11 protein-coding genes and 1 pseudogene are annotated in these 12,393 nt (G+C 75.5%); 7 read left to right on the plus strand and 5 right to left on the minus strand.

Features of this window, described 5'->3' with window-relative positions:
- Nucleotides 1-129: 129 nt before the first annotated feature.
- Complete coding sequence (locus tag GV126_RS16440; RefSeq protein ID WP_159667251.1) at nucleotides 130-858, plus strand: hypothetical protein; 729 nt, start codon at nucleotides 130-132, stop codon at nucleotides 856-858.
- 173 nt (nucleotides 859-1,031) lie between these two features.
- Here the strand turns inward: GV126_RS16440 and GV126_RS16445 are convergent, their stop codons facing one another.
- On the minus strand, nucleotides 1,032-2,354 hold the full coding sequence (locus GV126_RS16445) for a PH domain-containing protein (protein ID WP_236570020.1): 1,323 nt from the start codon (nucleotides 2,352-2,354) through the stop codon (nucleotides 1,032-1,034).
- A complete protein-coding gene (locus GV126_RS16450; RefSeq protein WP_028420977.1) occupies nucleotides 2,351-2,854 on the minus strand; it encodes a PH domain-containing protein in 504 nt (167 codons plus the stop codon). The genes GV126_RS16445 and GV126_RS16450 overlap by 4 nt, the downstream gene beginning before the upstream one ends.
- 31 nt (nucleotides 2,855-2,885) lie before the next feature.
- On the opposite strand from GV126_RS16450, the gene GV126_RS16455 reads away from it, so the two are divergent.
- On the plus strand, nucleotides 2,886-4,037 hold the full coding sequence (locus tag GV126_RS16455; protein ID WP_159667254.1) for an NADH-quinone oxidoreductase subunit D: 1,152 nt from the start codon (nucleotides 2,886-2,888) through the stop codon (nucleotides 4,035-4,037).
- Between the two features lie 195 nt (nucleotides 4,038-4,232).
- Here GV126_RS16455 and GV126_RS16460 read toward each other — a convergent pair whose 3' ends face one another.
- Nucleotides 4,233-5,288, minus strand: a complete 1,056-nt coding sequence (locus tag GV126_RS16460; RefSeq protein ID WP_159667257.1) for an SAM-dependent methyltransferase — start codon at nucleotides 5,286-5,288, stop codon at nucleotides 4,233-4,235.
- A 118-nt stretch (nucleotides 5,289-5,406) separates the two neighbouring features.
- Between GV126_RS16460 and GV126_RS16465 the strand changes: the two genes are divergently transcribed.
- From GV126_RS16465 to GV126_RS16475, 3 genes are all read left to right on the plus strand, one after another.
- Nucleotides 5,407-6,615, plus strand: coding sequence for a sensor histidine kinase (locus GV126_RS16465; protein WP_159667260.1), 1,209 nt, complete (start codon nucleotides 5,407-5,409; stop codon nucleotides 6,613-6,615).
- Nucleotides 6,616-6,764: 149 nt separating this feature from the next.
- The gene (locus tag GV126_RS16470) at nucleotides 6,765-7,436 is read left to right on the plus strand and encodes a response regulator (RefSeq protein WP_159667262.1); all 672 of its coding nucleotides are present in this window, start codon (nucleotides 6,765-6,767) and stop codon (nucleotides 7,434-7,436) included.
- 40 nt (nucleotides 7,437-7,476) lie between these two features.
- Nucleotides 7,477-8,109, plus strand: coding sequence for an AAA family ATPase (locus GV126_RS16475; RefSeq protein WP_159667265.1), 633 nt, complete (start codon nucleotides 7,477-7,479; stop codon nucleotides 8,107-8,109).
- 49 nt (nucleotides 8,110-8,158) lie between these two features.
- Here the strand turns inward: GV126_RS16475 and GV126_RS16480 are convergent, their stop codons facing one another.
- On the minus strand, nucleotides 8,159-9,265 hold the full coding sequence (locus tag GV126_RS16480; RefSeq protein ID WP_159667268.1) for a DUF5937 family protein: 1,107 nt from the start codon (nucleotides 9,263-9,265) through the stop codon (nucleotides 8,159-8,161).
- 292 nt (nucleotides 9,266-9,557) lie between these two features.
- On the opposite strand from GV126_RS16480, the gene GV126_RS16485 reads away from it, so the two are divergent.
- Nucleotides 9,558-9,806, plus strand: coding sequence for a hypothetical protein (locus GV126_RS16485; protein WP_159667271.1), 249 nt, complete (start codon nucleotides 9,558-9,560; stop codon nucleotides 9,804-9,806).
- Here the strand turns inward: GV126_RS16485 and GV126_RS16490 are convergent.
- On the minus strand, nucleotides 9,796-11,103 hold the full coding sequence (locus tag GV126_RS16490) for a threonine aldolase family protein (protein WP_159667274.1): 1,308 nt from the start codon (nucleotides 11,101-11,103) through the stop codon (nucleotides 9,796-9,798). The genes GV126_RS16485 and GV126_RS16490 overlap by 11 nt on opposite strands.
- Before the next feature lie 172 nt (nucleotides 11,104-11,275).
- Between GV126_RS16490 and GV126_RS16495 the strand changes: the two are divergent.
- Nucleotides 11,276-12,199: pseudogene (locus GV126_RS16495) on the plus strand (Rossmann-like and DUF2520 domain-containing protein); the annotation flags it as partial.
- Between the last annotated feature and the right edge of the window lie 194 nt (nucleotides 12,200-12,393).

The raw sequence follows: 12,393 nt of genomic DNA on the forward strand, positions 1-12,393 counted from the left end.
CCGTCGGCGCGCGGGGCGGGGGGTGGGGCGCGCGGCCGGCCGGCCGGGGGCGGGCGGGCGGCGGGCGCCGTGGCCGGGGGAGGCTCGGGGGCCGCGGACACGGCGCTCGGGGACGCGGGGGAGAGGCCGGTGCCGGCCCTTCCCGCCCTGACCTCCCCGCAGGGCGTCGAGCTGTTCCGGCGGGCCGGGGCCGCGCTGGCCCGGCTCGCCGCCCCGGAGGCCGGGCCGGCGAGCGGACCGGCCGACAAGGGTGCGGGCCCGCAGGCGGCGCCCGCCCGGGAGGACGACCCGCAGGGGCGGCCTCGGGCGGTGGACGCGCCCGCGCCCGCGGCCGCCGCCCCGGCCGCACCCGGCGCCCAGCACGCCATGGCCCGGTCCGGCGCACAGGACGGCGCGGCCCGGTCCGGCGCACAGGAGTCCGCGGCCCGGTCCGGTGGGCAGGACGACTCCGCCGGTTCCGTCCGCCCCGGCCCGTCCGCCGCGCCGGCAGGCTCCGCGCAGCCGCCCGCCGGGCACTTCGCCGTGCCGACCGCGGTGGCCGTCGTACCGGCCGCGCCCGCTCCGCGCCCGGTGGTCGAGGGCGGCTTCGACTTCTTCGGCACCAAGGGCGGCGCGAAGGAGGGCATGTCCAAGGGCGCGAAGAAGCAGGCGTCGCCCGCCGCCCTGGAGGCCGTCCAGAACGAGGATCTGGCCGACGTGGTGGGGCAGGAGGCGCTCGCCGCGCACAAGGCCGACACCGAGTCCGGCTACAAGCAGCCCGGTGCCGACGCCGGGGCCGTCAGCCAGGTCATCGACCTCACCGCGCACGACGAGACGGAGCAGATCGACGTCCAGGGCCTGCGGTCCGCGGCGTCCTGAGGCGGGCGCGCACAGAGCCGAGCCGGTAAGGGGCGTGGTCCATGGGGCCACGCCCCTTACCGCTGCCCCTGCCGACTCCGGATGCCGCCGCCCGCGCCGGCCGGCCGCGCGGCTCGCGCCGTTCAGCGGTCCGGTCGTGGGGCTGGCGCCGTTCGGCGGTCCGGCCGCGCGGCTCACGCCATCCAGCGGTCGGGCCGTGCCCCGCGCCGTCCCGTCCGTGACCGTTCCGCCTGCGCCCGCAGCAGCCCGGCCGCCTCCCCGGCGTCCCGCAGCCGCGCCGTCACCGTCCGGTTCGCGCCGGTGTCCACCCGGACGTCGGCCCCCTGCCACACCCGCTGCCACGGCCCCTGGGTGAGCCGTACGCTCTGCACCTTGGCGTGCGGGACCAGGGCGAGCCGGCGCCGCAGCAGGCCGTGCCGGGCGGCGAACACGGCGTCCGTGACGGCGATCCCGTGCCCCCGCCACCACACCGGCGCGCACCACCGGGCGCGCCGGGGCGGCCGCAGCAGCCCGGTGGTCTGCGGCACCGCCACCCCCGGCAGCACCCGGGCGATCACCGATGCGGCGATCTCGCGGGGAGCCACCGGCAGCAGCACCGAGTTCGACGATCCGGCCACGTCCAGCTCCCCCCGCCCCCAGCCCGGCCGCCGCCACAGCAGCGGCTCCACGATCCGCACGGTCTGCACCCGCCCCGGCGGCACCGTCTCATGGGTGCGGTCCAGCAGGCCCCGGTCGATGCGCAGCCCGTCCGGGGACTCGCTCACCGTCCAGTCGTAGGCGGCGACGAAACGTCCCGCGCTGCTCGTGACCGCGCCGCCGAACAGCGGCACCGCGGTGGCCAGCACCGTCCACAGGCTGTGGGTGGCCAGCCACAGCAGCGGCGGCACGACGAGCGCCGCGGCCAGCGAGGCCCAGGTCGAGGCGACCAGCAGCAGCGAGACGGCGATCACGCCCGCGGGCACGCGCACGAGCTGCCGCGCGGGTGCCTCGCCGACCTCCCGCGCCGTGCCGGGGGCGAAACCGGCGGCCCGCGCGAGCAGTTCGGCGCGCAGGGCACGGGCCTCGGCCTCGCCGAGGAACGCCAGTTCGTCCTTCTTCTCCGTCCCGATGACGTCCAGCTTGAGCTTGGCCACCCCCGCGACCCGCGCCAGCAGCGGCCGGGTGACGTCGACGGCCTGGATGCGCTCCAGCCGGATGTGCGCGGTGCGGCGGAAGAACAGGCCGGTGCGGATGCGCAGTTCGGTGTCCGTGACCGCGTAGCGCGTGCACCACCAGGACAGGAACCCGTACAGGGCGGCCGCCGGGACGAGCACCGCGAGCCCGGCGACCAGCGTGGTGGTGGTCAGCCTCGTCAGCTGCCGATGGGCCTGGTCGGGATCGTGCACGGCCCATCCGGCGAGCACCGCGACCGGCGCCCACGCCCGCCGCAGCGGCGTGACCGGGTGCAGCCGCCGCTCGTCGCCGCCCGGGCCGGTCTCCTCCCCCGGCGCCGTCACAGGCCCGCCGATCGGGCCTGGCCGAGCTGGGTGAGCCGGTCGCGCAGCCGCTCCGCCTCGGCCGGGTCGAGGCCGGGGATGGTCGCGTCGGTCGCGGCGGCGGCCGTGTGCAGCTGGACGGTGGCCAGCCCGAAGTGCCGTTCGACGGGACCGGAGGTGACCTCCACCAACTGCATCCGCCCGTAGGGCACGACGGTCTCCTCCCGCCACAGCACGCCCCGGCTGATCAGCAGGTCGTCGGCGCGCTCGGCGTACCGCCAGGAGCGCCAGTTGCGGCCCAGCAGCACCCAGCCCCAGGCCGCCGCCCCCAGCGGCACCAGCGCGCACGCCGCCCAGGCGGGCGCCAGGAACAGCCCGAGCAGCACCCCCGCCGTCACGGCCGTCAGCCCGGACCACACCACCAGCAGCAGCCGGCGCATCCGCAGCAGGCCCGGCGGCAGCGCCGTCCACACCGGCTCGTCCCCGCTTGCGCGCACGTCCTGGCGGCTCCCCGTTTCCATGGGCCCAGCGTACGTACGAGACACTGGGTGCATGACTCCTACGACGGAGACCACGGTCGGGATCGGCGGCGCCGCGGAGAGCACCGACATGGTGCTCAACATCGGTCCGCAGCACCCGTCCACGCACGGGGTGCTGCGGCTGAAGCTCGTGCTGGACGGCGAGCGGATCACGCGCGCCGAGCCGGTGATCGGCTACATGCACCGCGGTGCGGAGAAGCTGTTCGAGGCGCGCGACTACCGGCAGATCATCGTGCTGGCCAACCGCCACGACTGGCTGTCGGCGTTCTCCAACGAGCTGGGCGTCGTCCTGGCCGTGGAGCGGATGCTCGGCATGGAGGTGCCCGAGCGGGCGGTGTGGACGCGCACGCTGCTCGCGGAGCTGAACCGGGTGCTCAACCACCTGATGTTCCTCGGCTCCTATCCGCTGGAGCTGGGCGGCATCACGCCGGTCTTCTACGCGTTCCGGGAGCGGGAGGTCCTGCAGAACGTCATGGAGGAGGTCTCCGGCGGCCGGATGCACTACATGTTCAACCGGGTCGGCGGCCTGAAGGAGGACCTGCCGGCCGGGTGGACCACGCGCGCGCGTGCCGCCGTCGCCGCCGTGCGCTCCCGCATGGACGTCTTCGACGACCTGGTGCTCGGCAACGAGATCTTCCGGGGGCGTACGCGGGGCGTGGGGGCGCTCGCGCCGCAGACCGTGCACGCCTACGGCGTGAGCGGGCCCATCGCGCGCGCCTCGGGCGTCGACTTCGACCTGCGGCGCGACGAGCCGTATCTCGCCTACGGGGAGCTGGCCGACGTCCTGAAGGTGGTCACCCGGCAGGAAGGCGACTGCCTGGCCCGCTTCGAGTGCCTGCTGGAGCAGACCCACAACGCGCTCGACCTCGCCGACGCCTGCCTGGACCGGCTGGCCGAGCTGCCGCCCGGCCCGATCAACCAGCGGCTGCCGAAGGTCCTCAAGGCCCCCGAGGGGCACACCTACGCCTGGACCGAGAACCCGCTCGGCATCAACGGCTACTACCTGGTGAGCAAGGGCGAGAAGACCCCGTACCGGCTCAAGCTGCGCTCGGCGTCGTACAACAACATCCAGGCGCTCACCGAGCTGCTGCCGGGGACCCTGGTGGCGGACATGGTGGCGATCCTGGGGTCGATGTTCTTCGTGGTCGGGGACATCGACAAATAGCTCCAGACGGCTCCGAATAGCTCATCCTCGGGACCGGTCGCGTCCGGCAGCGCGTCTGCCGCGTCAGGCGGTGCATCTGCCGTGTCCGGCAGTGCGTCCGCTGCGTCCGGCAGTTCGTCTGTCGTGTCCGGCAGTGCGTCCGTTGCGTCCGGCGTGCGCCGGCCACGTCCTGCTATGTGTCCGCCGCACGTCCTGCTATGTGTCCGCCGTACCCGGCAGTGGGTTCGCCGTACCCGGCAGTGGGTCCGCGGCCTCCGGCAGCCGGACCGGCTGCAGCAGCCATCCGAAGTCGCCCAGGCCGCCGGGCGCGGTGAGTTCGGCGGCCTCCCCGGCGCGCGCCAGCGCGCGTACGTACTCCGCGGGGCGCTCGGAGGCGAGCGTGAGCGGCGGGCGTGCCCCGGTGATGCCCAGGGCGCGCAGGGCGGCGCGCTGGGGGAGCAGGCGTGCGCCGGTCATGTCGGGGGGCGCGGACGCGGCGCACGCGTCCAGGGCGACGTGCGCCGTCAGGTCGCAGGAGCCGTCCGGCACCGGGGCCGTCTCCCGCCCCTCCCGGAATCCGGTGAGCGTGCCGAAGGGGGGCCGCGCACCGGCCAGGTGCATGTAGTCCACGGCCACCGCCAGCCCTCGGGCGAGCCGGGAGACGGCTCCGGCCCAGGCGGCGTCCCGGGGCAGCCCGATCTCGGCCCGCGCACCCGGCTCGGCGGGCAGCGGCCACCACCGCGCCAGCCACGCGGCCTCGGCTTCCGACAGCGGCTCCCCGAGCCGTTCGGTGCCGTCCCGCCGGACGAGCACCCGGCGGGGCACGCCGTCCGGGTCCACCTCCGCCACCTCCACCGGCACGTTGTCCAGCCACTCGTTGGCGAAGAGCAGCCCGGTGATCCCCTCCGGCGGCTCGCTCAGCCACTCGACACGGGGATCCAGGCCCGCCGGCCGATCGGCGACCTCCACGGCGTACACGCGTACGCGGCGGGCCGGCTCGGCCGGGAGCGCGGCGAGCACCCCGGCGGCCAGCTCACCCCGCCCGGCCGCCATGTCCACGAAGTCCAGCGCCGCCGGGTGCCCCAGCAGTCGGTCGAGGCGGCACAGCAGCCGTGCCACGGCGGCCGCGAACAGCGGGGAGGCGTGCACGGACGTTCGGAAGTGCCCGGCCGGCCCCTCGGGCCGCCGGCAGAAGCCGCCCGGCCCGTACAGCGCCTCCTGGGCGGCCTCCCGCCAGCCGCGCCACTCGCCGTCCTTGGTGCTGTCCGCCACAGCGCCAGCCTAGGCGTACAGCCGACCACCCCCTCCACCTTGTGGAGTACGAGGGGCGGACGGGGATCGGCCCTCCGGTTGACCCGTGCACCTCTCACGCTTCCCTACTCTGGGTTACGTGCAGCGCCTCTACGACTTCCTCCGCAGGCACCCGACGTGGGTCGACGGCTTCTGGGCCCTCGTCCTGCTCGGGCTGTCCGGCATGAGCGTGTGGAGCGTCAACGGGGCGCCGGGCCCTCACCACGGGTCGCTGGGCGCGGCGCTCGCGGTGTCCTTCGTGCTGAGCGTGGTCGTCGCGCTGCGCCGCCTCATGCCGGAGAAGATGGTGCTGCTGGCGGCGGCGACCGGGGTGGTGCAGCTGGTCCTCGACGTGGAGACGACGGTCGCCGACTTCGCCATGCTGGTGATCATCTACACGGTCGCCGCGGTCGGTGCCCGGTGGGCCTCGCGGTTCGCGCTGGGCGGCGGGCTGTGCGCGGCGGCCCTGGCGCAGATCCGCTGGCCGCAGCAGGAGGCGAGCCCCGCCGGGCAGATCGCGATAGCCGTCTTCCAGACGGTGCCGTTCGCCCTGGCGTGGGTGCTCGGCGACTCGATGCGCACCCGCCGCGCCTACTTCGCGCAGCTGGAGGAGCGGGCCGCCCGCCTGGAGAAGGAGCGCGAGGCGCAGGCCAAGGTGGCGGTCGCCGCCGAACGCGCCCGGATCGCGCGCGAACTGCACGACGTGGTGGCGCACAACGTGTCGGTGATGGTGGTGCAGGCCGACGGCGCCGCCTACGTCCTGGACGCGGCGCCCGACCAGGCGAAGAAGGCCCTGGAGACCATCTCCTCCACCGGCCGCCAGGCCCTCGCCGAGATGCGCCGCCTGCTGGGCGTGCTGCGCACCGGCGAGCACCAGGAGGGCGGTGAGTACGTCCCGCAGCCCGACGTGGAGCAGATCAAGGAGCTGGTGGAGCAGTGCCGGGGCTCGGGGCTGCCCGTCGACTTCCGGATCGAGGGGACGCCGCGCCCGCTGCCCAGCGGCGTGGAGCTGACCGCGTACCGGATCGTGCAGGAGGCCCTCACCAACACCCGCAAGCACGGCGGGCCGAACGCGGGCGCGAGCGTACGGCTGGTGTACTTCGACGACGGGCTGGGCCTGCTCGTCGAGGACGACGGCAAGGGCGCCCCGCACGAGCTGTACGAGGAGGGCGGCGCCGACGGGCAGGGCCACGGGCTGATCGGCATGCGCGAACGCGTCGGGATGGTCGGCGGCACGCTGGACGCGGGCCCGCGCCCGGGGGGAGGCTTCCGCATCAGCGCCTTGCTGCCGCTCAAACCGGCGCACTGACGTGCTCGACGCGCTGACGTGCCGCCGCATTCACGCGCCGGGGCACCGATGTGTTCGACGCACGCCCCTTTCCACGCCTGCAACGCTGCCCGTGGCAGCGTACGAGCCCGCCCACCCGACCCGCGTACGACCAACGGAAGAGGACCCCGATGACCATCCGCGTCATGCTCGTCGACGACCAGGTGCTGCTGCGCACCGGATTCCGGATGGTGCTCGCCGCCCAGCCGGACATGGAGGTCGTCGCCGAGGCGGGCGACGGCGTCGAGGCGCTGCAGGTGGTGCGGTCCACGCCCGTGGACGTCGTCCTGATGGACGTCCGCATGCCGAAGCTGGACGGGGTGGAGGCCACCCGGCGCATCTGCGCGGAGCCGAACCCGCCGAAGGTGCTGATCCTGACCACCTTCGACCTCGACGAGTACGCGTTCTCCGGGCTGAAGGCGGGCGCCTCCGGGTTCATGCTCAAGGACGTGCCGCCCGCCGACCTGCTCGCCGCGATCCGCGCCGTGCACAGCGGGGACGCCGTCGTCGCGCCCTCCACCACCCGGCGGCTGCTCGACCGGTTCGCGCCGATGCTGCCCGCCTCGGGCCACGAGCCCCGGCACAAGGAGCTGCAGCGGCTCACCGACCGCGAGCGGGAGGTCATGGTGCTGGTCGCGCAGGGCCTGTCGAACGGTGAGATCGCCGCGCGGCTGGTGCTGTCCGAGGCGACCGTGAAGACGCATGTGGGCCGCATCCTGACCAAGCTGGGCCTGCGCGACCGGGTGCAGGTGGTGGTGCTGGCCTACGAGACGGGCCTGGTGCGCGCGGGCGGGCACGGCTGAGCGGCGTACGCCGCGCCCCGCGCGTCGGTAGGGTCTGCGCATGCTCCTGTGGATCAACGGCCCTTTCGGGGGCGGCAAGACACAGACCGCACACGAGATCCACCACCGTCTGCCCGGCAGCGTGATCTGCGATCCCGAGCACGTCGGCTTCGGCCTGCACCGCATGCTGCCGCCCGCACTGCGCGGCGACTTCCGCGACCTGGCCTCCTGGCGGCAGGGCGTGGTGGAGGTGCTCGACCTGGCGCTCACCCGGCACGAGGGCGTGGTGATCGCCCCGATGACCGTCACCGACTCCGGCTGCTTCGCCGAGACCGTGGGCCGGCTGCGGGAACTCGGCCACGACGTACGCCATTTCACCCTCCTCGCCGAACGGGAGACCGTGCTGAGGAGGCTCAGGGAACGCGGGCTCGGGCGCCTCCTGCGCCGCGCGGGCGGCAAGAACCCGGGCCCGGCCGGGGACACCTGGGCCGTGCGGCAGCTCGACCACTGCCTGGAGCGGCTGCGCGAGCCGGAGTTCGCCGAGCACCTGTGGACGGACCGCTCCACGGTCCCGAAGACCGCGGACCGGATCGCCGTCCTGGCCGGACTGACCCTGCGCCCCCACACCGAGGGCCGGGTACGCACCCGGCTGCGGCAGGCGACGGTGGGCGTCCGGCACATCCGGTTCGACTGACGCCGGCCGGTGTTCTGCGCGGGGCCGGGCCGCCTGGGTCGGACACGGCCTAGCGCAGGATCCCTTCCAGGAAGTCGCTGCCCAGCCGGGCCACCATCGCCACGTCCAGCTGGTGGTAGACGTACCGTCCGCGGCGCCGGGTGGTGACCAGGCCCGCCTTCTTCAGCACGCTCAGGTGCCGGGATATCTCCGGCGCCGTCATCCCGTGCGTCTGGGTCAGCTCGCCGGTGGTGAACGCGCTGCGGGCCAGGCTGCGGCACAGCCGCATCCGCACCGGGTGCGACAGGGCGGTCATCCGCAGGGTCAGCTGGTCCACCGAGGGCGGCGCGGCCATTTCCGGGGAGCCGACCGGGTAGTGCAGCACCGGTTGCCAGCCGTGGCGGTGCAGGACCATCAGGTGGGGCCAGCCCAGGCTCGTCGGCACCAGCAGCAGGCCGCCGTCCGCGGTGGCCGTACGGCCGTCGCCGAGCTTGTCCACGACGATCCGCTCGGCCGACTCCTCCAGCGTCACCGCCGGGGACACCGCGGCCAGCGCCTCGGCCAGGCCCTTGCGACGCAGCAGCTCCGTCTTGTGGCGGGCGTCCGCGGCGAGTTGGTGGCGCAGCCGGGACCAGGTCTCGGCGAAGAACGCCTCGTCGCAGTCCAGCAGGAACTGCCGCAGCCAGGCCCGGATCCGCGGCGGGTCGTCCAGCAGCCGCTCGCTGAAGCGCAGTTGCTGCGGTCCGCGCGCGGCGGCCAGCTCCAGGGCGCGGCGGCGCAGCCCGGCGTCGGTGAGCGGACCGGGGCCGGGGCTGCCGTAGGACAGGGCGCAGGTGAACTCCAGCGCCGCGTCCACGAACTGCTCGTCGGACAGCTTGTCGAGCAGGTCCAGCTCCTCCGCCAGGGTGCTGCCCGGCAGCGCGGTGCCGCCGGGCAGGCCGGCGTAGCCCAGGAACAGGTCGGAGAACGTCGTCCGCCACAGGAAGTCCGCCTCGCACATCCGGTCGGCCAGATGCGAGTCGAGGCGGGCGGTGACGCCCGTGGCCCAGCCCTGCAGGCCCGGATGGTGGCCCGGTTCGGACAGCGCGTGCAGCGCCATGCCCAGCTCGGCCAGGGGAGAGGGCACGACGGCGACCCTCTCCGGCCGCAGCCCCGTGATGTCGATGCGCACGCTCATGCCCCCATGGTGCACGCCACCACTGACAACGGGGCCGCCGATTGACGGCGGCCGTCAATCGGCGGGACTTCGACCGCGCTCCGCCGCACGCTGGGACCACCGGGGCAGCCGCGGAGCGGCGAACCGTCGCCTCCCCGAAAGGCGTGCGCCGAACGCCCCGAGAGAGCGCACGCCGAGAGGCGGCACAGCCGCGTCCCGAGCCCACCAAGTCGCGCCAGCGCCCTGAGCGCCCCGGTTCCGACAGTCCGAAGAGTCCCAAAAGTCCCGAAAGTCTCGAGAGGACGACACGACCATGAGCGTCACCGAGCAGTACCTCCTCGACCTGCACCGTGCCCGGCGCCACGGTGAGCCGCTCCCGCCGGCACCCGGCGCCCACGACTGGCAGGTGGTGCGCGAACTGCGCGACGAGCGGCGGTTCCGGGCGGTCCTTGCGGGCCGCCCGGCCCACGGGCGGCTGCGCCGCGGGCTGCGCCGGCGGTTGGGCCGCCGGCTCGGCCGGTGGGCGCACCCGCGTCCGCGGGCCACCCGCGCTACCTGCTGAGGCCGCCGGGCAGCCGGGCGGCGAAGTCCGCCACCGCGGCCCGCACGTCGTCCGCCGTCCAGGCGAGCCCTGCGGCGCTCACCTCCACCTCGGTGACGGCCAGCCCCAAGGGCCCCTTCCGTTCCCAGCCGCCGGAGAACAGCAGGGTGCCGGTCTCCTCGGCCTGGCGCACCGCCGCCTCGGCGAGCACGTCGGCGTCGTAGGGCAGCCACACCTGGAACTGGTGGGTGTGCGGGACCTCGGGGTGGATGCCCGCCCAGGGCAGCCCGGCCGCCGTGAAGCCCTCGTCGAGCGCGGCGGCCACCACGCGCGCGTGCCGCACGTCCTCCGGCAGCCGGGGCAGCTCGCGCTCCAGTCCGGCCAGCGCCGACAGCGCCGTCGGGAACTGCTGGAACCCCGCGCCGCCGTAGCGGTGGCGCCAGGCCTTCGCCTCCTCGATCAGATCCCGGGGGCCGGCGAGGGCGGCGCCGCCGTAGCCGCCGAGGGACTTGTAGAACGACACGTACACGCTGTCGGCCGGGTCGGCTATCTCCCGCAGCGGGCGGCCGAAGTGCTCGGTGGCCTCCCACAGGCGCGCGCCGTCGAAGTGCACCACCGCGTCGCGCTCGCGCGCCGCCTCGACGACCTCGGTCAGCTCCTCCCAGGAGGGCAGGACGAAGCCGGCGTCCCGCAGGGGGAGTTCGATCATCAGCGTGCCGAAGGGCTCGTCCAGGCCGCGCACCTCGTCGGCCGTCGGGGGCCGGGGCGCGCTGCTCACCCGGACCGGGCGCAGACCGCTGACCTGGCTGAGGGCGTGCCGTTCGTGCACCTCGGGGTGGCTCAGGGCGTGCAGGGCGACGGCCGGGTTGCCGGTGCGCCCCGCCCAGCAGCGCAGGGCGACCTGCTGGGCCATCGTGCCGGTCGGGAAGAAGGCGGCTGCCTCGGTGCCCAGCAGGCCGGCGACCTTCTCCTCCAGGGCCGCGACGACGCCGTCGCCGTAGATGTCCGCGGCCTCGTCCAGGTCGTACAGCTCCGGCGCGCGCTCCAGCAGCGCCAGGCGCTCCCGGAGCGTGCCCAGCGCCGCGGGGCGCGCGAGCGCCCGCTTCGCGTTCCGGCGCGCGGCCACGCGCCGCTCGCGGAGCTGCTTGCGCCGCTCCTCCTCCGGGCTCGGTTCCGGTTGTTCCGCCGGTTCCCGCTGTTCCGCCTGTTCCGACTGCTCCGGCCGCGCCCGCCGCTCCGACTGATCCTGTTCTGCCCGTGGCGCCCGCCGCTCCGACTGCTCCGGCTGCTCCGCGTCCTGATCCGCGCTCTCGTTCATGCCCCGGATCATTGCGCGCCCGGGCGTCCCTGGGCACCCGGATATGCGAACGGCGGGGCGTGGGGTAGCCCACAGCCTGTGAACGACCGGACGCCCGCCGGGGCGATAGCGTTAACATGACGAGAAATCGTCCGGTACCCCCAGCGGACTGGAACGGGAAGGCCACCGACGCGTGAGTACAAGCCAGCAGCCAGATCCCAGGGACCGTCCCGCGCGGCTCACCGTCGGCGTCGTCGGCGCCGGCCGGGTGGGCCCCGCGCTCGCCGCGTCCCTCCAGCTCGCCGGGCACCGTCCCGTGGCCGTCTCCGGTGTCTCCGACGCCTCCCGGCGGCGCGCCGAGCAGATGCTCCCCGGCGTGCCCCTGGTGCAGCCCGCCGAGGTGCTCCAGCGGGCCGACCTGGTGCTGCTGACCGTCCCCGACGACGCCCTGGCCGGCCTGGTCGCCGGCCTCGCCGAGACCGGCGCCGTACGCCCCGGGCAGCTGCTCGTGCACACCTCCGGGCGGTACGGCGCCGGCGTGCTCGACCCCGCCCTGCGCGCCGGCGCGCTGCCGCTGGCCCTCCACCCCGCGATGACCTTCACCGGCACCCCCGTGGACGTCCAGCGGCTGGCCGGCTGCTCCTTCGGCGTCACCGCGCCCGAGGAGCTGCGGCTGGCCGCCGAGGCGCTGGTCATCGAGATGGGCGGCGAGCCGGAGTGGATCGCCGAGGAGATGCGCCCGCTGTACCACGCGGCGCTCGCCCTGGGCGCCAACCACCTGGTGACGCTGGTCGCCCAGTCCATGGAACTGCTGCGGCAGGCCGGCGTCGGCGCCCCCGACCGGATGCTCGGGCCCCTGCTCGGCGCCGCCCTGGACAACGCCCTGCGCTCCGGTGACGCGGCCCTGACCGGGCCCGTCGCGCGCGGGGACGCGGGCACGGTCGCCGCACACGTCGCCGAGCTGCGCCGGCACGCCCCGCAGACCGTCGCCGGGTACCTGGCGATGGCCCGCGCCACCGCCGACCGCGCACTCGCCCACGGCCTGCTCAAGCCCGAGCTGGCCGAGGACCTGCTGGGCGTCCTCGCCGAGGGGACCACCGGCAGCGGCGGACCGGCCGACGGCGGCGGTCCGGCCGGCGGCGGGGGGGCGGGGGGGGGGGCGCGGGGGGGGGGGCCCGGGGGGGGGGGCCCCGGGGGCGGGGCGGGGGCGTCCCGCGCCGCCGTGCGGCCTTGCCACGGGTGGTCGACGGTTTCCCGGCGGGGGATGCGGTGGGGGTTCCGCTCGCGCCGGGGACGGCCGTCCGGTCGTCC

Source organism: Streptomyces mexicanus (genome assembly GCF_902506575.1).
In the GTDB taxonomy this organism is placed as follows: Bacteria; Actinomycetota; Actinomycetes; order Streptomycetales; family Streptomycetaceae; genus Streptomyces; species Streptomyces mexicanus.

Excerpts from the sequence above, each read along its gene's own strand:
- GV126_RS16450 (WP_028420977.1), bottom strand. The coding sequence starts at position 2,854 with ATGGAAACGGGGAGCCGCCAGGACGTGCGCGCAAGCGGGGACGAGCCG.
- GV126_RS16455 (WP_159667254.1), top strand. The coding sequence starts at position 2,886 with ATGACTCCTACGACGGAGACCACGGTCGGGATCGGCGGCGCCGCGGAG.
- GV126_RS16470 (WP_159667262.1), top strand. The coding sequence starts at position 6,765 with ATGACCATCCGCGTCATGCTCGTCGACGACCAGGTGCTGCTGCGCACC.
- GV126_RS16475 (WP_159667265.1), top strand. The coding sequence starts at position 7,477 with ATGCTCCTGTGGATCAACGGCCCTTTCGGGGGCGGCAAGACACAGACC.
- GV126_RS16480 (WP_159667268.1), bottom strand. The coding sequence starts at position 9,265 with ATGAGCGTGCGCATCGACATCACGGGGCTGCGGCCGGAGAGGGTCGCC.
- GV126_RS16485 (WP_159667271.1), top strand. The coding sequence starts at position 9,558 with ATGAGCGTCACCGAGCAGTACCTCCTCGACCTGCACCGTGCCCGGCGC.
- GV126_RS16490 (WP_159667274.1), bottom strand. The coding sequence starts at position 11,103 with ATGAACGAGAGCGCGGATCAGGACGCGGAGCAGCCGGAGCAGTCGGAG.